This window comes from Pseudomonas sp. TUM22785, assembly GCF_028198105.1.
Taxonomy (GTDB): Bacteria; Pseudomonadota; Gammaproteobacteria; order Pseudomonadales; family Pseudomonadaceae; genus Metapseudomonas; species Metapseudomonas solani.
On sequence record NZ_CP116239.1, the window covers coordinates 2,266,751 to 2,291,131 of the forward strand.

19 protein-coding genes and 1 pseudogene are annotated in these 24,381 nt (G+C 66.1%); 12 read left to right on the forward strand and 8 right to left on the reverse strand.

What is annotated here, in order from left to right; all coding sequences use genetic code 11:
• The first annotated feature begins 1 nt into the window (after window position 1).
• The 3 genes from prpC (at window position 2) to prpF (ending at window position 5,122) form a co-directional block, all read left to right on the forward strand.
• Entirely contained in the window at window positions 2-1,165 is a 1,164-nt protein-coding gene (gene prpC / locus PI990_RS10575; protein ID WP_271660566.1) for a bifunctional 2-methylcitrate synthase/citrate synthase, read from the forward strand.
• 30 nt (window positions 1,166-1,195) lie between these two features.
• The gene (gene acnD / locus PI990_RS10580; RefSeq protein ID WP_271661287.1) at window positions 1,196-3,805 is read left to right on the forward strand and encodes a Fe/S-dependent 2-methylisocitrate dehydratase AcnD; all 2,610 of its coding nucleotides are present in this window, start codon (window positions 1,196-1,198) and stop codon (window positions 3,803-3,805) included.
• Window positions 3,806-3,934: 129 nt separating this feature from the next.
• A complete protein-coding gene (gene prpF, locus PI990_RS10585; protein WP_271660567.1) occupies window positions 3,935-5,122 on the forward strand; it encodes a 2-methylaconitate cis-trans isomerase PrpF in 1,188 nt (395 codons plus the stop codon).
• Between the two features lie 81 nt (window positions 5,123-5,203).
• Here the strand turns inward: prpF and ppsR are convergent, their stop codons facing one another.
• A complete protein-coding gene (ppsR, locus tag PI990_RS10590) occupies window positions 5,204-6,022 on the reverse strand; it encodes a posphoenolpyruvate synthetase regulatory kinase/phosphorylase PpsR (RefSeq protein WP_043243287.1) in 819 nt (272 codons plus the stop codon).
• A gap of 158 nt (window positions 6,023-6,180) precedes the next feature.
• On the opposite strand from ppsR, the gene ppsA reads away from it, so the two are divergent.
• From ppsA to PI990_RS10635, 9 genes are all read left to right on the forward strand, one after another.
• A complete protein-coding gene (gene ppsA / locus PI990_RS10595) occupies window positions 6,181-8,550 on the forward strand; it encodes a phosphoenolpyruvate synthase (RefSeq protein WP_031288051.1) in 2,370 nt (789 codons plus the stop codon).
• A 65-nt stretch (window positions 8,551-8,615) separates the two neighbouring features.
• Window positions 8,616-9,599, forward strand: coding sequence for an alpha/beta fold hydrolase (locus PI990_RS10600; protein ID WP_184489309.1), 984 nt, complete (start codon window positions 8,616-8,618; stop codon window positions 9,597-9,599).
• A gap of 85 nt (window positions 9,600-9,684) precedes the next feature.
• Window positions 9,685-9,984, forward strand: a complete 300-nt coding sequence (locus PI990_RS10605; RefSeq protein ID WP_271660568.1) for a Rieske (2Fe-2S) protein — start codon at window positions 9,685-9,687, stop codon at window positions 9,982-9,984.
• A gap of 20 nt (window positions 9,985-10,004) precedes the next feature.
• Window positions 10,005-10,493 (forward strand): ribonuclease E activity regulator RraA, encoded by a 489-nt coding sequence (gene rraA, locus PI990_RS10610; RefSeq protein ID WP_021220316.1) that lies wholly within the window; start codon window positions 10,005-10,007, stop codon window positions 10,491-10,493.
• Window positions 10,494-10,515: 22 nt separating this feature from the next.
• Window positions 10,516-11,511, forward strand: coding sequence for a zinc transporter ZntB (locus tag PI990_RS10615; protein ID WP_021220315.1), 996 nt, complete (start codon window positions 10,516-10,518; stop codon window positions 11,509-11,511).
• Window positions 11,512-11,565: 54 nt separating this feature from the next.
• Entirely contained in the window at window positions 11,566-11,811 is a 246-nt protein-coding gene (locus tag PI990_RS10620) for a hypothetical protein (protein WP_021220314.1), read from the forward strand.
• A gap of 2 nt (window positions 11,812-11,813) precedes the next feature.
• Entirely contained in the window at window positions 11,814-12,638 is an 825-nt protein-coding gene (locus tag PI990_RS10625; RefSeq protein WP_021220313.1) for a mechanosensitive ion channel family protein, read from the forward strand.
• Between the two features lie 93 nt (window positions 12,639-12,731).
• Window positions 12,732-13,322, forward strand: a complete 591-nt coding sequence (gene sigX, locus PI990_RS10630) for an RNA polymerase sigma factor SigX (RefSeq protein WP_021220312.1) — start codon at window positions 12,732-12,734, stop codon at window positions 13,320-13,322.
• 107 nt (window positions 13,323-13,429) lie between these two features.
• Window positions 13,430-14,476 (forward strand): OmpA family protein, encoded by a 1,047-nt coding sequence (locus tag PI990_RS10635; RefSeq protein ID WP_184489310.1) that lies wholly within the window; start codon window positions 13,430-13,432, stop codon window positions 14,474-14,476.
• A 180-nt stretch (window positions 14,477-14,656) separates the two neighbouring features.
• On the opposite strand, the gene cobA is transcribed toward PI990_RS10635, so the two are convergent.
• The 7 genes and pseudogenes from cobA to PI990_RS10670 form a co-directional block, all read right to left on the reverse strand.
• The gene (gene cobA / locus PI990_RS10640; protein ID WP_271660569.1) at window positions 14,657-15,394 is read right to left on the reverse strand and encodes a uroporphyrinogen-III C-methyltransferase; all 738 of its coding nucleotides are present in this window, start codon (window positions 15,392-15,394) and stop codon (window positions 14,657-14,659) included.
• A gap of 10 nt (window positions 15,395-15,404) precedes the next feature.
• Window positions 15,405-18,119 carry a nitrate reductase gene (locus tag PI990_RS10645; protein ID WP_271660570.1) on the reverse strand — a complete coding sequence of 905 codons (2,715 nt, stop codon included), beginning with the start codon at window positions 18,117-18,119 and terminating at the stop codon, window positions 15,405-15,407.
• A 113-nt stretch (window positions 18,120-18,232) separates the two neighbouring features.
• Window positions 18,233-19,432 (reverse strand): annotated as a pseudogene (locus tag PI990_RS10650) (NAD(P)/FAD-dependent oxidoreductase); the annotation flags it as partial.
• A gap of 263 nt (window positions 19,433-19,695) precedes the next feature.
• Window positions 19,696-21,366, reverse strand: a complete 1,671-nt coding sequence (locus tag PI990_RS10655; protein ID WP_271660571.1) for a bifunctional protein-serine/threonine kinase/phosphatase — start codon at window positions 21,364-21,366, stop codon at window positions 19,696-19,698.
• Between the two features lie 5 nt (window positions 21,367-21,371).
• Window positions 21,372-22,583 carry an MFS transporter gene (locus PI990_RS10660; RefSeq protein WP_271660572.1) on the reverse strand — a complete coding sequence of 404 codons (1,212 nt, stop codon included), beginning with the start codon at window positions 22,581-22,583 and terminating at the stop codon, window positions 21,372-21,374.
• Between the two features lie 473 nt (window positions 22,584-23,056).
• Window positions 23,057-23,500, reverse strand: a complete 444-nt coding sequence (locus PI990_RS10665; RefSeq protein ID WP_021220305.1) for a thioesterase family protein — start codon at window positions 23,498-23,500, stop codon at window positions 23,057-23,059.
• A gap of 105 nt (window positions 23,501-23,605) precedes the next feature.
• The gene (locus PI990_RS10670) at window positions 23,606-24,292 is read right to left on the reverse strand and encodes a polysaccharide lyase family 7 protein (protein ID WP_184489316.1); all 687 of its coding nucleotides are present in this window, start codon (window positions 24,290-24,292) and stop codon (window positions 23,606-23,608) included.
• Between the last annotated feature and the right edge of the window lie 89 nt (window positions 24,293-24,381).

Below are 24,381 nucleotides of genomic sequence, written 5' to 3' on the forward strand. Positions count from 1 at the left end.
GATGAGCGCGACCCCCGAAGCGACCACCCCCGGCTTCAAGCCGAAGAAATCCGTGGCCCTGAGCGGCACCGCCGCCGGCAACACCGCCCTGTGCACCGTCGGCCGCACCGGCAATGACCTGCACTACCGTGGCTATGACGTGCTGGACTTCGCCAACCGCTGCGAATTCGAAGAGATCGCCCACCTGCTGGTCCACGGCAAGCTGCCCAACGTGGCCGAGCTGGCCGGCTACAAGGCCAAGCTCAAGGCCCTGCGCGGCCTGCCGGCGGCGCTGAAGGCCGCCCTGGAACAACTGCCGCCGTCGGCCCACCCGATGGATGTGATGCGCACCGCCGTGTCGGTGCTCGGCTGTGTGTCGCCCGAGAAGGACGACCATAACCACCCCGGCGCCCGCGACATCGCCGACAAGCTGATGGCGTCCCTGGGCTCGGCCTTGCTGTACTGGTACCACTTCAGCCACAACGGCAAACGCATCGAGGTGGAAACCGACGATGACTCCATCGGCGGCCATTTCCTCCACCTGCTGCACGGCGAAAAGCCCCGCGAGTCCTGGGTGCGCGCCATGCACACCTCGCTGAACCTGTATGCCGAGCATGAATTCAACGCCTCCACCTTCACCTCGCGGGTGATCGCCGGCACCGGTTCCGACATGCATTCCTGCATCGCCGGCGCCATCGGCGCGCTGCGTGGCCCGAAACACGGTGGCGCCAACGAAGTGGCCTTCGAGATCCAGAAACGCTACGACAACCCGGACGAAGCCGAGGCCGATATCCGCGCCCGCGTGGAGAAGAAGGAAGTGGTCATCGGCTTCGGCCACCCGGTCTACACCGTGGCGGACCCGCGCAACAAGGTGATCAAGGAAGTGGCGCGCGAGCTGTCCGCCGAGCAGGGCAACAGCAAGATGTTCGACATCGCCGAGCGCCTGGAAAGCGTGATGTGGGACATCAAGAAGATGTTCCCCAACCTCGATTGGTTCAGCGCCGTCAGCTACCACATGATGGGCGTGCCCACCGCCATGTTCACCCCGCTGTTCGTGATCGCCCGCACCTCGGGCTGGTCCAGCCACGTCATCGAGCAGCGCATCGACGGCAAGATCATCCGTCCGAGCGCCAACTACACAGGCCCCGAAGACCTGAAGTTCGTGCCGCTCAAGGACCGCAAATAACCAATCATGGAAAACACCATGAACGACACCGTGAATAGCCAACACCGCAAACGCCTGCCCGGCACTGCGCTGGATTACTTCGATGCCCCCGAGGCGGTCGAGGCGATCCAGGCCGGCGCCTGGGCCAAGCTCCCCTACACCTCGCGCGTACTGGCCGAGCAGCTGGTGCGCCGCTGCGAGCCGGAGGAGCTGGTCGCTGCCCTGGAGCAGCTGGTCTACCGCAAGCGCGACCTGGACTTCCCCTGGTACCCGGCCCGCGTGGTCTGCCACGACATCCTCGGGCAGACCGCGCTGGTGGACCTGGCCGGCCTGCGTGACGCCATTGCCGAGCAGGGCGGTGATCCGTCCAAGGTCAATCCGGTGGTGCCGACGCAACTGATCGTCGACCACTCCCTGGCCGTGGAGGCGGCGGGCTTCGACCCGGACGCCTTCGAGAAGAACCGCGCCATCGAGGACCGCCGCAACGAGGACCGCTTCCACTTCATCGACTGGACCAAGACCGCGTTCAAGAACGTCGATGTGATCCCCGCCGGCAACGGGATCATGCACCAGATCAACCTGGAGAAAATGAGCCCGGTGATCCAGGCACGTGGCGGTATCGCCTTCCCCGACACCTGCGTCGGCACCGACTCGCACACCCCGCATGTGGACGCCCTGGGCGTGATCGCCATCGGCGTCGGCGGCCTCGAAGCCGAGACCGTGATGCTCGGCCACCCGTCGATGATGCGCCTGCCCGACATCGTCGGCGTGAAGCTCACCGGCCAGCGCAAGCCGGGCATCACCGCCACCGACATCGTCCTGGCGATCACCGAGTTCCTGCGCAAGGAACGCGTCGTGGGCGCCTACGTCGAATTCTTCGGGGAGGGTGCGGACAGCCTGTCCATCGGCGACCGCGCGACTATTTCCAACATGTGCCCGGAATACGGCGCCACCGCCTCGATGTTCTACATCGACGGCCAGACCATCGACTACCTCAAGCTCACCGGCCGCGAGCCCGAGCAGGTAGAGCTGGTGGAGAACTACGCCAAGACCCTCGGCCTGTGGAGCAGCGCTCTGGAAACCGCCGAGTACGAGCGCGTGCTGGAGTTCGACCTGGGCAGCGTCGTGCGCAACATGGCCGGCCCCAGCAACCCACACCGCCGCCTGCCGACCTCGGCACTGGCCGAGCGCGGCATCGCCGACGAAGCCAAGCTCGAAGCGGGCCGTGGCGAGGAAGCCCAGGGCCTGATGCCCGACGGCGCGGTGATCATCGCCGCCATCACCAGCTGCACCAACACTTCCAACCCGCGCAACGTCATCGCCGCCGGCCTGGTGGCGAAGAAGGCCAACGCACTGGGCCTGCTGCGCAAGCCCTGGGTGAAGACCTCATTCGCCCCTGGCTCCAAGGTCGCCAAGCTGTACCTGGAAGAGGCCGGGCTGCTGGCGGAGCTGGAGAAGCTCGGCTTCGGCATCGTCGCCTATGCCTGCACCACCTGTAACGGCATGTCCGGCGCGCTGGACCCGGTGATCCAGAAAGAGATCATCGACCGCGACCTGTATGCCACCGCCGTACTCTCGGGCAACCGCAACTTCGACGGGCGCATCCACCCCTACGCCAAGCAGGCCTTCCTCGCCTCGCCGCCGCTGGTGGTGGCCTATGCCATCGCCGGCACCGTGCGCTTCGACATCGAGCAGGACCCGCTGGGCACCGATGCCCAGGGCAACCCGGTCACCCTGAAGGACCTGTGGCCGAGCGACGAGGAGATCGACGCCATAGTCGCGGCCTCGGTGAAGCCGGAGCAGTTCAAGCAGGTCTACATCCCGATGTTCGACCTGGGTAGCGTGGAAGAGGCGGAAAGCCCGCTGTACGACTGGCGCCCGATGTCCACCTACATCCGTCGCCCGCCTTACTGGGAAGGCGCGCTGGCCGGCGAGCGCACGCTCAAGGGCATGCTGCCGCTGGCGATCCTGCCGGACAACATCACCACCGACCACCTGTCGCCATCCAACGCCATCCTGCTGGACAGCGCCGCTGGCGAGTACCTGGCGAAAATGGGCCTGCCGGAGGAGGACTTCAACTCCTACGCCACCCACCGTGGCGACCACCTGACCGCCCAGCGCGCCACTTTCGCCAACCCGCAGCTGGTGAACGAAATGGTCGTGGTCGATGGCCAGGTGAAGAAGGGCTCGCTGGCGCGCGTCGAGCCGGAAGGCCAGGTGATGCGCATGTGGGAAGCCATCGAAACCTACATGAACCGCAAGCAGAACCTGATCATCGTCGCCGGTGCCGACTACGGCCAGGGCTCGTCCCGCGATTGGGCGGCCAAGGGCGTACGCCTGGCAGGCGTGGAAGTGATCGTCGCCGAGGGCTTCGAGCGCATCCACCGTACCAACCTGGTGGGCATGGGCGTGCTGCCGGTGGAGTTCAAGGCGGGCACTACGCGCCTGACCCTGGGCCTGGACGGCACCGAGACCTACGACATCAAGGGCGACGTTTCGCCGCGCTGCGACCTGACCCTGGTGGTCAACCGCCGCAACGGCGAGGTGGTCGAGGTGCCGGTGACCTGCCGCCTGGACACCGCCGCCGACGTCAGCGTGTACAAGGCCGGCGGCGTGCTGCAGCGCTTCGCCAAGGACTTCCTCAAGGCGACCGCGGCCTGACGGGAACGCGGGGTGGGCGGAGCGATGCCCCCTGGGTATCGCTTCGCCCGCCCCAACCTGCGCAGCGCGTGCGGCCCTTGGGCTGCGTTGAGCGCGGCGATACCCAACAGATTCCAGGATGACGAAGCCATGGCTCATCTACCCCAAGTGAAAGTCCCCGCCACCTACATCCGTGGCGGCACCAGCAAGGGCGTGTTCTTCCGCCTGCAGGACCTGCCCGAACCCTGCCAGGTACCGGGTGCGGCTCGTGACCGGCTGTTCATGCGGGTGATCGGCAGCCCCGATCCCTATGCCGCGCACATCGACGGCATGGGCGGCGCCACCTCCAGCACCAGCAAATGCGTGATCCTGTCGAAGAGCAGCCAGCCCGACCACGATGTCGACTACCTCTACGGCCAGGTCTCCATCGACAAGGCCTTCGTCGACTGGAGCGGCAACTGCGGCAATCTGTCCACGGCGGCGGGCGCCTTCGCCATTCACGCCGGGCTGGTCGACCCGTCGCGCATTCCGGATAACGGCACCTGCGTGGTGCGTATCTGGCAGGCGAATATCCAGAAAACCATCATCGCCCACGTGCCGGTCACCAACGGCCAGGTGCAGGAAACCGGCGACTTCGAGCTGGACGGGGTGACCTTCCCGGCGGCGGAGATCGTGCTGGAGTTCCTCGACCCGTCGGACGACGGCGAGGAGGGCGGCTCGATGTTCCCCACCGGCAACCTGGTGGACGACCTCGACGTGCCGGGTGTCGGCACCTTCAAGGCGACCATGATCACCGCGGGCATCCCGACCATCTTCGTCAACGCCCAGGACATCGGCTACACCGGTGCTGAGCTGCGCGAAGCGATCAATGGCGACCCCGAACAGCTGGCGCGTTTCGAGAAACTGCGCATCGCCGGCGCCCTGTGCATGGGTCTGATCAAGACCCCGGAAGAAGCTGCGACCCGCCAACACACGCCGAAGATCGCCTTCGTCGCGCCGGCGAAGAACTACGTCACCTCCAGTGGCAAGGAAGTACAGGCCGGCGACATCGACCTGCTGGTGCGGGCGCTGTCCATGGGCAAGTTGCACCACGCGATGATGGGCACGGCGGCGGTCGCCATCGGCACTGCGGCGGCCATTCCGGGCACCCTGGTGAACCTGGCGGCCGGCGGCGGCGAGCGCACGGCGGTGCGTTTCGGCCACCCCTCCGGCACCCTGCGCGTGGGCGCCGAAGCCCACCAGGTGGACGGCCAGTGGCAGGTGACCAAGGCGATCATGAGTCGCAGTGCGCGGATATTGATGGAGGGAGTAGTAAGAGTTCCGGGGGAGGCGCTCTAGAGCATTAGCTTGAAGCTGGAAGCCTGAAGCTTGAAGCTTGAAGCTTGAAGTCGAATGCTTTCCAGCTTCCAGCTAAAAGACTTACTTGAGCCTCCGCTCCACGCCTTTCTCCACGAGAATCTTCGCCGAGATCTCTTCCACCGAGAAATGGGTGGAGTTGATGTAGGCGATGTTTTCCCGGCGGAACAGGTTTTCCACTTCGCGGACCTCGAACTCGCACTGGGCGAAGCTGGCGTAGCGGCTGTTGGGCTTGCGCTCGTGGCGGATCGCGGTGAGGCGGTCCGGGTCGATGGTCAAGCCGAATAGCTTGTCCTTGTACTTCTTCAGGGCGGCCGGCAGTTGCAGGCGCTCCATGTCCTCTTCGGTCAGCGGATAGTTTGCGGCACGAATTCCGTATTGCATTGCCATATACAGGCAGGTGGGCGTTTTGCCGCAGCGGGACACGCCGACGAGGATCAGATCGGCCTTGTCGTAGTAGTGGGTGCGGGCGCCGTCGTCGTTGTCGAGGGCGAAGTTCACCGCCTCGATGCGCTCCATGTAATTGGCGCTGTGGGCGATGGAATGCGACTTGCCCACCGAGTAGGAGGAGTGCGACGTAAGTTCCTGTTCCAGCGGGGAAAGGAAGGTCGAGAAGATGTCGATCATGAACCCGTTGGACGTCGCGAGAATGTCACGGATTTCCTGGTTGACGATGGTGTCGAAGATGATGGGCCGGGCCCCGTCTGCCTCGGCAGCTATATTGATTTGCTGTACCATGGCGCGCGCTTTTTCGACGCTGTCTATATAAGGCCGCGTGAGCTTCGCGAAGGTAATGGTTTCGAACTGCGCCAACAGGCTCTGCCCGAGGGTTTCAGCGGTTATGCCGGTACCGTCGGAGATGAAAAAAGCGGTTCGTTTCATGCGCCAAAGGCCTTAAGTCGGGATCGATTCTTGGCTATCATAGGCCCGTTTTTGCTGGGCCATCGCCGGCCTGCATTGTGACTTATTTTTCCGGCCTCGCGCCAGAACGCTGCGGACCACTCCGCATGAGCTTATCCAACAGATAGTGGAGATTCCCCTTGGTAGAGTACGTAGTTTCCCTCGATAAGCTCGGCGTCCATGATGTTGAGCATGTGGGGGGCAAGAACGCATCCCTCGGCGAGATGATCAGCAATCTGGCCGGCGCCGGGGTATCCGTTCCCGGTGGTTTTGCCACTACTGCGCAGGCCTATCGCGACTTCCTCGAACAGAGTGGCCTCAACGACAAGATCCACGCCGCGCTGGACGCCCTTGACGTCGATGACGTCGCCGCCCTGGCCAAGACCGGCGCGCAGATCCGCCAGTGGGTGATGGACGCCGAATTCCCGCAGCGCCTCGATGCCGAGATCCGCAGCGCCTTCGCCGCCATGGCCGGTGGCAACGACAACATGGCCGTGGCCGTGCGTTCCTCCGCCACTGCCGAAGACCTGCCGGACGCCTCCTTCGCCGGCCAGCAAGAGACCTTCCTCAACATCCGTGGCGTGGACAACGTGATCCGCGCGGCCAAGGAAGTCTTCGCCTCCCTCTTCAACGACCGTGCCATCGCCTACCGCGTGCACCAGGGCTTCGACCACAAGCTGGTCGCCCTGTCCGCCGGCGTGCAGCGCATGGTGCGTTCGGAAACCGGCACCGCCGGCGTGCTGTTCACCCTGGACACCGAATCCGGTTTCCGTGACGTGGTGTTCATCACCGGCGCCTACGGCCTCGGCGAGACCGTGGTGCAGGGTGCGGTGAACCCCGACGAGTTCTACGTGCACAAGCACACCCTGGAAGCCGGCCGCCCTGCGATCCTGCGTCGCAACCTGGGCAGCAAGGCGATCAAGATGATCTACGGCGACGAAGCCAAGGCCGGCAAGTCGGTGAAAACCGTCGATGTCGACCGTGCCGACCGCGCCCGCTTCTGCATCACCGATGCCGAAGTCACCGAGCTGGCCAAGCAGGCCCTGATCATCGAAAAACACTACGGCCGCCCGATGGACATCGAGTGGGCCAAGGACGGCGACGATGGCAAGCTGTACATCGTGCAGGCCCGCCCCGAGACCGTGAAGAGCCGTGCCAGCGTTACCGTGATGGAGCGCTACCTGCTGAAGGAAAAGGGCACCGTCCTGGTAGAAGGCCGTGCCATTGGCCAGCGCATCGGCGCCGGCCCGGTGAAGGTGATCCACGACGTTTCCGAGATGGACAAGGTCCAGCCGGGCGACGTGCTGGTCTCCGACATGACCGACCCGGACTGGGAGCCGGTGATGAAGCGCGCCAGCGCCATCGTCACCAACCGTGGCGGCCGTACCTGCCACGCTGCGATCATCGCCCGTGAGCTGGGTATCCCGGCTGTAGTCGGCTGCGGCAACGCCACCCAGGTGCTGAAGGACGGCATGGGCGTGACCGTTTCCTGCGCCGAGGGCGATACCGGCTTCATCTTCGAAGGCGAGCTGGGCTTCGACATCCGCAAGAACTCGGTCGACGCCATGCCCGAGCTGCCGTTCAAGATCATGATGAACGTCGGCAACCCGGACCGCGCCTTCGACTTCGCCCAGCTGCCCAACGAAGGCGTAGGCCTGGCGCGCCTGGAATTCATCATCAACCGCATGATCGGCGTGCACCCCAAGGCGCTGCTGAACTTCGCCGGCCTGCCCGCCGAGATCAAGGACAGCGTCGAGAAGCGCATCGCCGGCTACGACGACCCGGTCGGCTTCTACGTCGAGAAGCTGGTGGAGGGCATCAGCACCCTGGCCGCGGCCTTCTGGCCGAAAAAGGTCATCGTGCGCCTGTCGGACTTCAAGTCCAACGAGTACGCCAACCTGATCGGCGGCAAGCTCTACGAGCCGGAAGAAGAGAACCCGATGCTCGGCTTCCGTGGCGCCTCGCGCTACATCAGCGAATCCTTCCGTGACTGCTTCGAGCTGGAATGCCGTGCCCTGAAGAAAGTGCGCAACGACATGGGCCTGACCAACGTCGAGATCATGGTGCCCTTCGTCCGTACCCTGGGCGAAGCCAGCCAGGTGGTCGATCTGCTGGCCAGCAATGGCCTGAAGCGCGGCGAGAACGGCCTCAAGGTCATCATGATGTGCGAGCTGCCGTCCAACGCCCTGCTGGCCGACGAGTTCCTCGAATTCTTCGACGGCTTCTCCATCGGCTCCAACGACCTGACCCAGCTGACCCTGGGCCTGGACCGTGACTCCGGCATCGTCGCCCATCTGTTCGACGAGCGTAATCCGGCGGTCAAGAAGCTGCTGGCCAATGCCATTGCCGCGTGCAACAAGGCCGGCAAGTACATCGGCATCTGCGGCCAGGGCCCGTCCGACCACCCGGACCTGGCCAAGTGGCTCATGGAGCAGGGCATCGAGAGCGTGTCGCTGAACCCCGACTCGGTACTCGACACCTGGTTCTTCCTGGCCGAAGGCCAGGCGTGACCCTTTAACCGCAACCAGAAGAAGGGCGGGCTGCAAACCCGCCCTTTTTCATGCAAGTAGCATTCATGCAAAGCAGCAGTGATCTATTCCCCGTCGCGCTGATCAGCGCGGAACTCCGTGGCGACATCACGGAGGACGTCTATCGCCTCAAGCCCGGCAACAGCCCCGACTCCAGCGTCGAACTGGTCCTCACCCGCCTGGGCCTGGTCGGCCATGAAGAGCAGCGCGGCGTACCCGTGGTGCTCCTGCACGGCAGCTTCTCCAACCGTCGCTTCTGGTATTCGCCCAAGTGCCTGGGGCTCGGCCCGTACCTGGCCCGCGCCGGCTTCGATGTGTGGATCGCCGAGATGCGTGGCCATGGCCTGTCGCCGCGCAACCAGGGCTACCGGCGCAACCGCGTCGCCGACTACGCCCGCTACGACCTGCCGGCCATCGCTGCCTTCGTCCGCGAACAGGCAGGCCAGGTGCCCCACTGGATCGGTCATTCGCTCGGTGGCATCACCCTCGCGGCCGCCCTGGGCGGGCATTACTTGGGCGAGGAAGAGGCCGCCTCCGTGGCGCTGTTCGGTAGCCAGATCAGCCGTGTCTACTGGCCGTTGAAAGTGCCGCCGGTGGAATGGGGCGGGCGCTTCCTGCTCAAGCGCCTGGCGGTGCTGTCCGGCCCTGGCCTCAAGCGTGGGCCTGAAGACGAACCCATCGGCATCGGCCTGGAAAGCCTGCGCTGGCACGGCCTGTTCGGCCGTTTCGGCGATGCCGAGCGTGACTGGTGGAAAGGCCTTGCCGAAGTGCGCGTGCCGGTGCTGGCGGTGGGTGCCGCCGGTGACCTGCAGGACCCCGCCTGGGCCTGCCGCAAGCTGCTGGAACAGTTCGGCAGCGAGACGCGGCAGTTCCTCTGCCTGTCCCGCGAGAACGGCTTCGCCGATGACTACGGCCATATCGAGATGCTGGTCAGCAAGCACGCCCAGCAGGAAGTCTGGCCGCTGGTGGAGCATTGGCTCGACCGCCTGGAGATTCCCGGCTCGTTCGGCCAGGCGGTTCCCGCCGCCTGACTGTCGCGCCTTTTGCCGGAAGCCCCATTCCAGGGGCTCCGGTGCTGTGCTAAAGATGCAGGGCCGCATCGATTCCGGAGGGCGCATGTTCATTGCGCTGGAGCGTCTGATCAATCTGCAGGATGGCTATCGCGGAACCTTTCAGCTGCAGGGACGGCAACTGCTGCTGATCGTCGTTGATCAGCAGGCGATCCTCCTGGAAAACCGCTGCCCGCACCGTGGCGCGCCCTTGCACAACGGTACGCTCGAAGGTAGGGTGCTGCGCTGTTCCCGCCACGGGATCGCCTTCGATCTGGACAGTGGTCGCGCCCTCGATGCGGCCTGTTCTCCGCTGCTTCGGCTGACGCTGGCTTATGACGGTGATCGTGTCGGCCTCGACCTGTAAATCCATCAAGGAGCCTTGTCATGCAATACGTCACCCCTGATCTGTGCGATGCCTATCCGGACCTGGTGCAGGTCGTCGAGCCGATGTTCAGCAATTTCGGCGGCCGCGATTCCTTCGGTGGCGAAATCGTCACCATCAAGTGCTTCGAAGACAACTCGCTGGTCAAGGAGCAGGTCGACCTGCCCGGCCAGGGCAAGGTGCTGGTGGTGGACGGCGGTGGCTCCCTGCGTCGCGCACTGCTGGGCGACATGCTGGCCGAGAAGGCCGCGAAGAATGGCTGGGAAGGCATAGTCGTGTACGGCTGCATCCGTGACGTGGACGTCATCGCCCAGACCGATCTCGGCGTCCAGGCCCTGGCCAGCCATCCGATGAAGACCGACAAGCGCGGCATCGGCGACCTCAACGTGGCTGTGACCTTCGGCGGCATCACCTTCCGCCCGGGCGAGTTCGTCTATGCCGACAACAACGGCATCATCGTCTCCCCGCAAGCCCTGAAAATGCCTGAATGACCGGACGGGGCGCTCGCTGAGGATGGTCGAGGAACGCAACGTACGCTGGGGGCTGGTGCATGCCTATGTCCTGGACGGGGAGGGCGGTGCACGCTCCGTCACCAAGGACGAGCTGGATGTCATCCAGCTGCAGGAGCGGGAAAGCCTGTGGCTGCACTGGGATCGTGGCCATGCCATGGCGCGCCAGTGGCTGCGCGAGGCCAGTGGGCTGAGCGAGTTCGCCTGCGACCTGCTGCTGGAGGAAAGCACCCGGCCACGCCTGGTGAACCTGCCGGAGCACCAACTGCTGCTGTTCCTGCGGGGTGTGAACCTCAATCCGGGCGCCCAACCCGAGGACATGGTCGCGGTGCGCATCTTCGCCGATGCGCAGCGCGTCATCTCATTGCGCCTGCGCCCCTTGCACGCCACTGATGAATTGATCGAGCAGTGGGGCAGCGGTACCGGGCCGAAGACCGCTTCCGAGGTGCTGCTGTACCTGGCCGAGCACCTGACCGACAAGGTCGATGCCCTGGTCGCCACGCTCTCCGAAGAGGTCGATGAACAGGAGGAGCTGCTGGACGCCAATGAGCGCTTCAATCCCGATCACGACCTGATGCTGCACATCCGCCGCCGCGCCGCCGGGCTCAAGCGCTTTCTCGCGCCACAGCGGGACATCTACGGCCAGCTGATGCGCAACCGCATGAGCTGGTTCGCCACCGATGACACCGATTACTGGAGCGAGCTGAACAACCGGCTCACCCGTTACCTGGAAGAGCTGGAGCTGATCCGCGAGCGCGTCGGCCTGGTGCTGGAGTCGGAGAACCGGCGCATGAGCGAGCGCATGACCCGCACCATGTACCTGCTCGGCATCATCACCGGCTTCTTCCTGCCCATGAGCTTCATCACCGGCCTGCTGGGCATCAACGTCGGGGGTATCCCCGGTGCCGATGCGCCCTATGGCTTCGTCGTCGCCTGCCTGCTGATCCTCGGGGTGGCCACCTTCCAGTGGTGGCTTTTCCGTCGCCTGCGCTGGCTCTGATGTGACCTGTTGAACGCTGGCCTCGTCTAGCCGACATATCCACGCGAGGTGCGCATGCACGATCCGTTCGAAGAATCCCTGCGGGACCTGCTCAAGCGTTCGTCATCCGACCATGATGACAACGCCGCGCTGGGCCGCGTGCTCAAGACCGCCAACCGTCAGGTTGGCGTCGGCGATCTGTTCAGCCTGCTCGGCCATTGGGCCGAAGCCATGATGATCGCCCTCAACAACGGCTCGGCCCACGTGGCGCCGGTCTCTCGCCGCCCCTCATCGAAACGCTCTGCTGACAAGGCTGATTGAACATGGAATTCGACCCCTGGACCCAAGGTATCGTTAACGCCATGACCACGGTGTGGACACCGGTGGCCGGCTTCATCCCGCGCCTGTTCGGCGCCTTGGTCGTCGTCCTGCTGGGCTTCGTGGTGGCCAAGCTGCTCGACACCCTGCTGTCCAAGCTGCTGGCCAAGCTCGGCCTCGACCGCCTGATGGGCGGCACAGGGCTGACCAAGATCCTCGCCCGCGTCGGCATCCAGGTGCCGGTTTCCACGCTGATCGGCAAGATCGTCTACTGGTTCGTGCTGCTGATCTTCCTGGTCTCCGCTGCCGAATCCCTGGGCCTCGACCGTGTTTCCGCCACCCTCGACATGCTCGCCCTGTACCTGCCCAAGGTGCTGGGTGCGGCCCTGGTGCTGCTGGCCGGCGTGCTCCTGGCGCAGCTGGTCAGCGGCATCGTCCGTGGCGCCGCCGAAGGTGTCGGGCTGGACTACGCCCACGGCCTGGGGCGCATCGCCCAGGGCCTGGTGATCATCATCAGCATCTCGGTGGCCATCGGGCAGTTGGAGGTCAAGACCGACCTGCTGAACAACGTCATCGCCATCGTGCTCATCTCCATCGGCCTCGCTGCGGCGCTGGCGCTGGGGCTGGGCAGCCGGGACATCGCCGGGCAGATCATCGCCGGCATCTATGTGCGTGAGCTCTATCAGGTAGGACAGGACGTCAAGGTAGGCGATGTCGAAGGACAGATCGAGGAAATAGGCACGGTGAAGACCATCCTCCTCACCGATGAAGGCGAACTGGTCTCCGTGTCCAACCGGACATTGCTCGACCAGCGGGTAACGAGCCGCTAACACGGCGCGCCATCCCTGCTAATGTATGCCGCCATAGCGGAGCGCGCCCCCGCGCTCCAGCGGCTCCTGACCTGACTGTCGGCCCGACCTGTTTTGAACAAGCCCCAATCGCTTTCCCTGCGCTACGACCCCCGCGAGCTCTCCGACGAAGAGCTGGTGGAGCGCGCCCATGTGGAGCTGTTTCACGTCACGCGTGCCTATGAAGAGCTCATGCGTCGCTACCAGCGCACCCTGTTCAACGTTTGTGCCCGATATTTGGGGAACGAACGAGACGCTGACGATGTCTGTCAGGAGGTGATGCTGAAGGTGCTCTATGGACTGAAGAACTTCGAAGGGAAGTCCAAGTTCAAGACATGGCTCTACAGCATCACGTATAACGAATGTATTACCCAATATCGGAAAGAGCGTCGTAAACGTCGTTTACTTGATGCCCTGAGTCTCGATCCTCTCGAGGAGGCCTCGGAGGAGAAGGCACCCAAGCTCGAAGAGCGTGGAGGCCTTGAGCGATGGCTGGTGCATGTGAACCCGATCGATCGTGAAATCCTGGTGCTGCGCTTTGTCGCAGAACTGGAATTTCAGGAAATTGCTGACATTATGCATATGGGTCTTAGCGCCACGAAGATGCGATACAAGCGTGCGCTGGACCGCTTGAGAGAAAAATTTTCAGGATTGACCGAAACTTAGTTGGGGAAAATTAATCTCTTAGATCAGCGAGTTCTGGTAAACTTGCGCACCAAGTTGTCCTCGAGATTGTTCGACAACTTACTGACAACCAAGATGGGGATTTACGGATGAAACTGAAAAACACCTTAGGCGTAGCCGTTGGCTCTCTCGTCGCCGCACTTTCTCTGAACGCGCTGGCGCAAGGCCAAGGCGCTGTCGAGGTGGAGGCTTTCGGCAAGCGCTACTTCACCGACAGCTCGCGTGATCTGTCCAACGGCAACCTGCTCGGTGGCTCGGTTGGTTACTACCTGACCGACGACGTCGAACTGGCTCTGTCCTACGGCGAGTTTCACGACATTCGTTCCGAAAACGACACCGGTAACAAGAACATCAAGGGCAGCCAGACTGGCCTCGATGCCATCTATCACTTCGGCACCCCGGGTGTCGGCCTGCGTCCGTACGTCTCCGCTGGCTTCGCTCACCAGAGCATCAGCAACGTTCCGGCGCGTACCGGTCGTGACCACAGCACCTTCGCCAACATCGGCACTGGCCTGAAGTACTACTTCACCGAGAACTTCTACGCCAAAGCCGGCCTGGACGGCATGTACAACATCGATGTGGGCGAGTCCGAGTGGGCCGCTGGCGTGGGTGTTGGCGTGAACTTCGGTGGTGGCTCCAAGCCCGCTGCCGAGCCGGCTCCGGCTCCGGTTGCCGAAGTCTGCTCCGACAGCGACAACGACGGCGTCTGCGACAACGTCGACAAGTGCCCGGACACCCCGGCCAACGTCACCGTTGACGCCGATGGCTGCCCGGCTGTTGCCGAAGTCGTTCGCGTTGAGCTGGACGTGAAGTTCGACTTCGACAAGTCCAAGGTCAAAGAAGAAAGCTACGGCGACATCAAGAACCTGGCTGACTTCATGAACCAGTACCCGTCGACCACCACCACCGTTGAAGGCCACACCGACTCCGTCGGCACCGACGCCTACAACCAGAAACTGTCCGAGCGTCGTGCCAACGCCGTTCGTGAAGTCCTGGTCAACCAGTACGGCGTAGGTTCCGAGCGCGTCAACTCGGTTGGTTACGGTGAGTCCCGCCCGGTTGCTGACAACGCTACCGACGCTGGCCGCGCTGTTAACCGTCGCGTAGAAGCTGAAGTAGAAGCCCAAGCCAAGTAATTGGTCTGAGCTCTGAAAAACCCGGCCTCGGCCGGGTTTTTCTTTGCCTGGAGAAAAGTGCCAGGAGGTAAACGCATCGTGGGCCGGCTGCACCGTAGGCTGGGTGGAGGTACGAAACCCAACATTGCGAGGCCGGATGGAGCGCTGTTGGGCCTCGCCGCGCTCGGTACCACCTACGGATCAGGCGCTCAGCGCTTCGGCTACCGCTAAGGCCTCGCCCGCCACCTCGCCGATCACCAGGATCGCCGGGCTCTTCAGCTGGAAGTCGCTGGCGTCGGCCTGCATCTGTGCCAGCGTGCTGCGGCATTCACGTTGATGGGGCAGGGAGGCGTTCTCGATCATCGCCACCGGCATATCCGCCGCCATGCCGCCGGCTAGCAGGCCTTCACGGACCGCCGCCAGGCGCGCCACGCCCATGTACACCACCAGCGTGGTACCGCTGCGGGCCAGGGCCTGCCACTCGGGTTCGCTGTCATCCTGGGTGTGGGCGGTGACCAGGGTGACGCCCCGGCTGATGCCGCGCAGGGTCAGGGGGATGCCGCACTGGGTGGCACCCGCCAGCCCGGCGGTGATGCCGTTGACCAGCTCGCTCTCCACGCCACGCTCGGCCAGCCACTGCGCCTCTTCGCCACCCCGGCCGAAGATGCAAGGGTCGCCGCCCTTGAGGCGCACCACGCGCTTGCCCTGGCGTGCGTAGCGCAGCATCAGGCGATGGATGAAGGCCTGGGGCGTCGAGCGGCAGCCCCCGCGTTTGCCGACTCGGATCACCCGGGCGCCCGGGCAGTGCTCCAGCACCGCCGGGTTGACCAGGTCGTCGATCATCACCACCTCGGCGCTGTTGAGCGCCCGCACTGCTTTCAGCGTCAGCAGCTCCGGGTCACCGGGCCCCGCACCCACCAGCCAGACCTTGCCATTCATGGGCTTCTCCTCAGGCATTCACTGCGGTCGGCATCGGTTGCGCCGCCAGCATTCTCTTGATTTCCGGTACGCAGGAGCCGCAACGCGTGCCGCACCCCAATGCTTCTTTCAGCCCCGCCAGGTCCAGCCCCTGGACGATGCCCGCCTGCACGGCCTGCAGGCTGACGTTCATGCAGTTGCACAGGGTGCGATTGGCGCCGGCTGCAGCACTGGCACCTGGCGGTGCACTCAGAGGGGCCAGCAGCCAGCGCCGCAGTTCCGCGTCCATGCGGCCTTCCTGCCACAGGCTCTTCAGCCAGCCCCATGCGGTGGTTTCGCCCGCCAGGCGCAGCGCAGTGATGCGCCCCTGCTCGATACGCACGCGCTTGCCCACCGCGCGCTGCGGGTCGTCGTAACTCATCACCGGCCCCTGATCCAGTTGCAGCAGCTGGTCGATACGCTCCAGCAGTGCGACATCCGGGGCTGTTGCATGGGCCGCGCGCAGTACCAGGGCAGGACGTTCGCGCCCGACCAGCCCCAGATTGGCGTAGGTGAAGGCCTCGCACAGCGGTCGGAGGGCTTCGAAGTGCGCCTGCACGTCACCCTCCACCAGCACGAAGAGCTGCCAGGGCAGCTCCACCCGCTCCACCTCCACGCCCGCATGCTTGAGTTCCGGCTGCTTCGAGAGCGGATCGTAGGCCGGGGTGGTCAGCACGTTGACGCCCAGCCCCTTGAGGAAGCGGTCGCCCCAATGCATCGGCAGGAAGGCCTGGCCGGGGCGCAGCGAGTCATCGCTCTTGACCGGCACCACCAGCTCGCCGCGCCGGCTCTTCACCCGCACCAATTGGTCGTCCTTGAGCTGGCGGCGGCGCATTTCCGCCGGGTGCAGCCCCAGTTGCGCCTGCTCCACGTGGCCGAACAACTGGGCCGCGGTGCCGGTGCGGCTCATACCATGCCACTGGTCGCGCAGGCGTCCCGTGTTCAGGGTCAATGGGTAGCGCAGTTCGCGACGCTCCTGGGGGGCGAGGTAAGGGTCGGCGACGAACTGTGCACGACCGCTCGGTGTGGGAAAGCGGCCGTCGCCATAGAGGCGCGCGGTGCCTTGCCGGGCGCCGGCGGGGTAGGGCCATTGCTGCGGACCCTGGGTGTCGATCAGGCCGTAGCCGATGCCGGTCAGGTCCAGGTCGCGGCCGGCGGTGAGCGGCTTGTACTCCTCGAACAGTGCTTCGGGGCTGTCGAAGTCGAACAGGCTGGGCTGGCCGGGGCGCAGGTGGTGTTCCAGGCGCCGGGCAAAGTCGCAGGCGATGGCCCAGTCCGGGCGCGCCTCGCCCGGTGCCGGCACGGCCGGGCGCACATGGCTGATGCGCCGCTCGGAGTTGGTCACGGTGCCTTCCTTCTCGCCCCAGCTGGCAGCGGGCAGCAGCAGGTCGGCGTGGCGGCAGGTCTCGGTGGTGAAGAAGGCTTCCTGCACGACCACGAAGGGGCAGGCAGCCAGTGCCGCGTGCACCCGCTGCTGGTCGGGGAGGGACTGGGCCGGGTTGGTGCAGACGATCCACAGCGCCTTGATGCGCCCGTCGCCCACGGCGTCGAACAGGTCGATGGCCGACAGCCCCGGTGTTTCCGGCAGGCGCTCGACGCCCCAGTAGGCCGCCACCTCGGCGCGGTGCTCGGCATTGCCCGCTTCGCGATGGCCTGGCAGCAGGTTCGACAGGCTGCCGGTTTCGCGGCCACCCATGGCGTTGGGCTGGCCGGTGAGGGAGAAGGGCCCGGCGCCGACGCGGCCGATCTGCCCGGTGGCCAGGTGCAGGTTGATCAGTGCGCTGTTCTTGGCGCTGCCGGCGCTGGACTGGTTCAGGCCCATGCACCAGAGCGAGAGGAAGCTCGGCGTGCGGCCGATCCACTCGGCGCAGCGCAGCAGGTCGGCGCTGTCGATGCCGCACAGCTCGGCCACCCGTGCCGGGCCGAAGTCGCGCACGCGCTCCTTGAGCGCATCGAAGCCTTCGGTGTGGCGCTCGATGAAGCGCCGGTCCACCCAGCCCTCCCAGAGCAGGATGTGGAGGATGCCGTGGAACAGCGCCACGTCGCTGCCCGGGGTGATCGCCAGGTGCAGGTCGGCCAGCTCGCAGGTGTCGGTGCGGCGCGGGTCGACCACGATCAGGCGCATGTCCGGGCGCTTGGCCTTGGCCTCTTCCAGGCGGCGGAACAGCACCGGGTGGGCGAAGGCCATGTTGCTGCCGGCGATCAGCACGCAGTCGCTCTGCTCGATGTCCTCGTAGGAGCAGGGCGGCGCGTCGGCCCCCAGGCTGCGCTTGTAGCCGACCACGGCGGAGGACATGCACAGCCGCGAATTGCTGTCGATGTTGTGGGTGCCCACCAGGGCGCGGGCCAGCTTGTTGAAGGCGTAGTAGTCCTCGGTCAGCAACTGGCCCGAGACATAGAAGGCCGCGCTGTCCGGCCCGTGCTCGGCGATGGTTTCGGCGAAGCGCGCGGCGGCGTGGTCCAGGGCGCTGTCCCAGTCTGTGCGGCTGCGTGCCAGGCCTTTGCCCAGGCGCAGTTCCGGGTACAGCGCGCGGGCCTGGAGGTCGCCGGTCAGGTGCAGGGTGGAGCCCTTGCTGCACAGGCGGCCGAAGTTGGCCGGGTGCGCCGGGTCACCGGCGACACCGAGGATGCGCGCGTCGTCGTGCTCGATCAGCACGCCGCAGCCGACGCCGCAGTAGCAGCAGGTGGAGGCGGTGGTCCGGCTCATGACGAAGGTTCCTGTGAAGGGGTTCAGGCGCTTTGTAGCAGGCGCACGGGAATGCGCGCCGGCTCGGCGCAACGCGGTTCGGCCGCTGGCTCGGGGTTCTCGGCTGCCAGGGTCTCGCCGAAAATCAGGCGGTCACGCAGGTGGCTGATGTCGGTGCGTGCCTGCACCTGGCGGAAGTACCAGCTGCCGTCAGCGGTGTCGCCGAACAGGCAGGCACCCACCAGCACGCCGTCCTTGATCACCAGCTTCTTGTAGATGCCGTCGAGGGGGTTGGAGAGGGTGATGCTTTCGGTGCCTTCGCCGCCCATGAAGTCGCCGGCGGAGAACAGGTCGATGCCGGTGACCTTGAGCTTGGTGGAGACCACCGAGCCCTGGTAGCGGGCGAAGCCGAGCTGGGCCAGGTGGTTGGCGCAGACGCCGGCCTGGTCGAACAGCGGTGCCACCAGGCCGTAGGCGATGCCGCGGTGGCTGGCGCATTCGCCGATGGCGTAGATGCGCGGATCGTTGGTCTGCAGGGTGTCGCTGACCAGGATGCCGCGGTTGCAAGGCAGGCCGGCGCGCTCGGCCAGGGCGACGTTGGGGCGGATGCCGGCGGCCATCACCACCAGGTCGGCGGCGATCACCTCGCCGCCCTGGAACTGCACCGCGCAGACCCGGCCCTCGCCGTTGTCCAGCAGCTCCTCGGTGTGGGTGCCCAGGCGGAAGCGGATGCCGCGAGCCTCCAGCGCTTCCTGCAGCAGCTGCCCGGCGGTGCGGTCCAGCTGGCGGTCCAGCAGCCAGTCAGCGAGGTGCACCACGGTCACCTGCATGCCGCGCTGGCGCAGGCCATTGGCCGCCTCCAGGCCGAGCAGGCCGCCGCCGATCACCACCGCGTGACTGTGGCTGCGGGCGGTGTCGATCATCTGCCGGGTATCGGCGATGTCGCGGTAGCCGATCACGCCCTGCAGGCGGTTGCCCGGCACCGGCAGGATGAAGGGCGAAGAGCCTGTGGCGATCACCAGGCGATCGTAGGCGGCCTCGGTGCCGTCGTCGGCGATCACCAGGCGGCGGCGCCGGTCGATCTTCACCACGCTGCGGTTGAGCAGCAGGCGGATGCCGTGCCCGGCGTACCACTCCAGGTCGTTGAGGACGATGTCCTCGAAGGCCTGCTCGCCCGCCAGCACCGGCGACAGCATGATGCGGTTGTAGTTGGGGTGCGGCTCGGCGCCGAACACCGTGATGTCGTAGAGATCCGGGGCGAGCTTGAGCAGCTCTTCCAGGGTGCGCACTCCGGCCATGCCGTTGCCGATCATCACCAGCCTGGGTCTGTTCATGGGCGAGGCTCCTGCATGAATTCCGGGCAAACAAAAAAGGCGTCCCGCTGTTGCCAGCAGGACGCCTTTGTCCAAGTCCCGTTCTATCGGGAAAGTGCCATCTCTACGTTGAGGTGGGCGCTTTTTGTAGATTGTGGTGGAGCCATTGCAGGGCTTGTGCCAACTCTGCCAGGCCCTGCTTTCCGTGGCTCCGGCGGGCCTTTGCGAGCTACGCCGGAGGCTCTTCTGCACCGCTTCGGGGCGGCTTGCCCGGCATCGGTGCGTCAGCCGTGCAGGCAGAGCACCAGCAGCGCCAGGTTGGCCAGCAACGACAGCAGGGCGATGCCGCGCCAGACCTTCAGCGGCTCGCGCTCCAGCAGTGGGCGCGGCTTGCTCGCCAGCGCCTTGCGCTCGCCCTGTTCCAGGGCCAGCAGCCATTCCTCCGCTGTCTCGAAGCGTTGCCCGGGGTCGCTGGCCAGGGCGCGGCCGAGGCATTCGTCGAGCCAGGCGGGCAGGTCCGGGCGGTAGCGGCTGGCGGGCGTCGGCGTGCCGAAGCGCGGGTGCTGGAAGGCCTCGATCTCGCCGAAGGGGTAGTGCCCGGTGAGCAGTTGATAGAGGGTGACGCCCGCCCCGTAGATATCCTGCTGCGCGGACGGTTGTACCCCGTTGAAGGCCTCGGGGGCGATGTAGCTGGGCGTGCCCGGCAGGCTGTGGGCCTCGTCCTGGGACAGGCCCGGACAATAGGCCAGGCCGAAGTCCAGCAGGCGCAGCTCGCCGTCCTCGCCGAGCAGCAGGTTCTCCGGCTTGATGTCGCGGTGCAGGATGTTGCGCCGGTGCAGCATGCCCAGGGCCCTGACTAGACGCGGGGCGAGGTCCAGCCACTCGGTCAGCGCCAGCGGCCCGGCCTGGCGCAGCCGTTCGGCCACGGTCTGCCCCGGGTACTCGCGCTGCAGGTAGTACAGGTGCTGGCGCTGCGGCAGTGGGTGCACCTCGGCGAAGTGGCGCCCGGCCACGCGCCGCAGGAACCACTCTTCCTGCAGCAGCGCCGGCCCGGCGGCGGGTTCGTCGTGGCGCGCGGGCGGCAGGGTCTTCAGCAGCCAGGGCTGGCCGGCGTCGTCGAGCACGCGGTAGAGCAGCGACTGGCGCGACTCGGCCAGCAGCCCCTGCACCCACCAGCCCTCGAACAGCTGGCCCGGGCGCAGCTCCGGCGGCAGCGGCCAATCCTCCAGTTGCGCCAGGGCATCGGCCAGGCCGCTGGGGGGCAGGCCGTCGACCCGCACCAGCAGCGCGCTGGCGTTGTCCTGGCCGCCGGCCAGGTGCGCGGCGGCGACCAGGGCGCGGCTGGCCGCCTCGGGCTCGGGTTCGTCCTGGAGGATGCGCAGGATGCCGGCATCGCCGAGCACCGCCCAGATGCCATCGCTGACCAGGAGGAAGTGCTCGTCCTCCTGCAGCTCGCCATCCAGGTAATCCACCACCAGGTGCTGATCCAGCCCCAGCGCGCGCTTGAGCACGTGCTGCATGCCGGGCTGGTCCCAGACGTGGTCCTCGCTGAGGCGGTCGAGCTGCCCGGCGCGCCAGCGGTAGGCGCGGCAGTCGCCGACATGGGCGAGGGTGAAGCGGCGGCCGCGCAGCACCAGGGCGGTGAGGGTGGTCAGCAGCGGCTGGCCGCCGCCGCTGGCCTGCAGCCAGCGATTGTGGGCCAGCAGCAGGCGGTCGAGGGATTGCGCCACCGCCCAGGTTTCCGGCGTGGCGTAGTAGTCCAGCGCCAGTGCCTGCAGGGTGGCACGCGCGGCCAGGCCGCCGTCGGCGCACTGGCTGACGCCATCGGCCAGGGCGAACAGGTAGCCCTTGCTGGCGGCCAGGGCCGGTGCGGGCGTCACCACCCGCAGGGCGTCCTGGTTCTCGCTGCGCGGGCCGATGGCGCTGGCCTCGCCGAAGCTCAGTTTCAGCCCCATGGCGCTCAGACGCGCGCCGCGGTGACGGTCGCCGAGCCCCAGGTGGTGCGCCAGCGCAGCTTCACGCCGTAGAGGCCGAACCAGGCCAGCACGCCGAGGCTGGCGAACAGCCACAGGCCCAGCTGGTAGTCGCCGGTGTGCTGCTTGATGGCGCCCAGGCCCGCGGTGAGGCAGAAGCCGCCGATGCCGCCGGCCATGCCGATGAGCCCGGTCATCACACCCATTTCCTTGTGGAAGCGCTGCGGCACCAGCTGGAACACCGCGCCGTTGCCGGCACCGAGGCTGAGCATGGCCACCACGAACAGGGCCAGGGCAGCAGTGGCGCTTGAGATGTGGAAGCCCACGGCGGCGATGCAGATGGCGGCCACGGTGTAGACCACCAGCAAGGTGCGGATGCCGCCGATGCGGTCGGCGAAGGCGCCGCCCAGGGGGCGCATCAGGCTGCCGGCGAAGACGCAGGCGGCGGTGTAGTAGCCGGCGGTCACCGGCTCCAGGCCGTACTGGTCGTGGAAGTAGCCGGGCAGGGTGCTGGCCAGTCCGAGGAACCCGCCGAAGGTGACGCTGTAGAAGAACATGAACCACCAGCTGTCGCGGTCACCCAGGGCCTTCATGTAGTCGGCGAGGGATTTCGGCGCCGGGCGGTTGGGGGCATTACGCGCGGCCAGGACGAAGATCGCCAGGGTCAGCACCAGCGGGATCAGCGCCAGGCCGAACACGTTGTTCCAGCCGAACAGCGCGGCCAGCCCCGGGGCGAACAGCGCCGCCAGCACGGTGCCGGAGTTGCCGGCCCCGGCGATGCCCAGCGCCTTGCCCTGGTGCTGCGGCGGGTACCACTGCGAGGCCAGCGGCAGGGCCACGGCGAAGGAGGCCCCGGCGAAGCCGAGGAACAGGCCCAGCAGCAGCGCCTGCTCATAGCTGTGGATGCCCAGTTGCCAGGCGGTGAACAGCGCGGCGATCACCACCACCTGGCCGAACAGCCCGGCGGATTTCGGTGAGGTACGGTCGGCCAGCAGGCCCAGCAGGAAGCGCAGCACGGCCCCGGCGAGGATGGGCGTGGCGACCATCATGGCGCGTTGCTGGGTGGTCAGCTGCAGGTCAGCGGCGATCTGCACGCCCAGCGGGCCGAGCACGTACCAGACCATGAAGCTCAGGTCGAAATAGAGAAATGCGGCGAACAGGGTGGGAGCGTGGCCGGCCTTCCAGAAACTCGTAGTCATCGAACACCTCATCTGCGTCAGGGGGCCGGGAGGGCGCGCCGCGGGACAGCCCCGGCGGTCGCACCCTCCCGGAACACGTCGCGCTCGTGGCGCTTCGTGCCACGGCCTTGGCCGTGGCTGGGTAGGGTGGGTCGCATGCGGGCGCCCGGATCACGGCACGCCAGCCGCCCCATCGCTGGGGCCGGAACGAAAAAAGCGCCGCGCACTGGCTGCATTTCTGCGCAGTGACGCGACGCCTTTGTCGTTCAGTCGGGCAACCGCCGTTGGCTACCTGTGGAGGGGGTGGAGCAAGAGACGGGCCAAGGAGCGAGACCGATGCCGCCGGACGGGGCAAGTGCCTGATTTGCCTGGCTTCGGCCGGTGCGAGAGAGGCGTTTGGCAGTGGGCCGGCCGGCGTGGCCGGGGGCTGGCGCCGGTGCAAAAGGGGGCGCGCTGTCGCGCCCGTGCACCGGGGCGGAGCTGCGGGGGCGGGTTCAGTCCAGCCAGTTGACCTTGGGGAAGGTGCTGCGGAACTTCTCCGGCATCTCCACCACCTTCGACGCGTGGTAGTCGAAGAACACGAAGCCGGACTTGGCCATGGCCACCAGCTTGCCGTCGGCCGGGCGGGTGATGCGGAAGGTGATGTCGCCGCCGTAGCGGTTGAAGTCCATCACGCCCACCTCGAACAGCAGCTGGTCGCGGGCATGGGCCTCGGCGCGGTAGGTGGTGGCCAGGTCGGTGACGATGATGCCGGTGCCGTCGCCCTCGGTCTCGGTGATGCCGAAGTCGAAGAGGAAGCGCGCACGGGCCTCGGAGATCATCGAGATCATCGAGTCGTTGCCCAGGTGGTTGGCGCCATTGATGTCGGTGACCCGCACGGTCAGGTGGGTGGAGTAGCAGAACTGGTCTTCGGGGAAGTTCAGGGTCAGGCGGGCCATCGGGGTGCAAACCTCGTACGTCGGTAGGGAAGGGGCCGTGGCAACGGCGGGCGGATTCTACCCGCGCCGCCGCCGCTATGTGGCCATTCGCCGACTGAATGAGGCTTAGCGGTGCAGGCCGTTGAGCCAGTAGAAGGTCACCCGGCCGCCTTCGTTGCTCGGGCCGCTGTTGTCCTGGATATAGGCGCCGGCCTTGAAGTAGAGCTGCTGGTTGCCCCAGTAGCCGCTCAGCTGGCGGAACAGGCCGCCGTCATCGCCCTTGCTGGTGACGGTGATGCCCAGGCGCCCGCTGGGGGTGAGGCGCAGGTCGTAGCCGAAGCGCTCGCCCAGGTCGACGTTCTCGGCCAGCAGGATGTTCTCCACCTCCTTGTCGCCGGGGCGCTTGCGCAGCAGGGCCTCGAGGCGGCCGGTGCCGTCCTTGTAGTGGTACTGCAGCTTCAGCAGCGGGTCGTTCTCGCTGCCGGCTTCGTCCTTGCTGTGGATCTGCCCGATGATGATCTTGTTCTTGCTCGGCACCTGCTGCACCGAGAGCACCGCGCTCAGGTAATTGTCGGCGCTCTGGTAGTTCCAGTAGCTCAGGGTGCCGTCGGCCTGGGTCTCGCGCAGTTCGCTGCGGGGGTAGCGGGCGTCTTCGCTGGTGCTGCCGGTGACGGGCACCCAGAAGGTCACGCTGCCGTCGTCGTTGCGACGGAAGTACTGGCTTTCATAGCCGTTGTTAAGGCGCTGGGTGGTGATGAGCGTGGCGGATTGGTGGGCGGGGATGTCGAGTTTCCAGGTGCTGAGATCGATCACGGGCTGTCCTTGAGGCCGGGGGAATAAGCCCCTGTTGGGACCGGCACGATCCCGGAAGTTCAGCGAGGTTCCAGTTAGGCGACGAACTG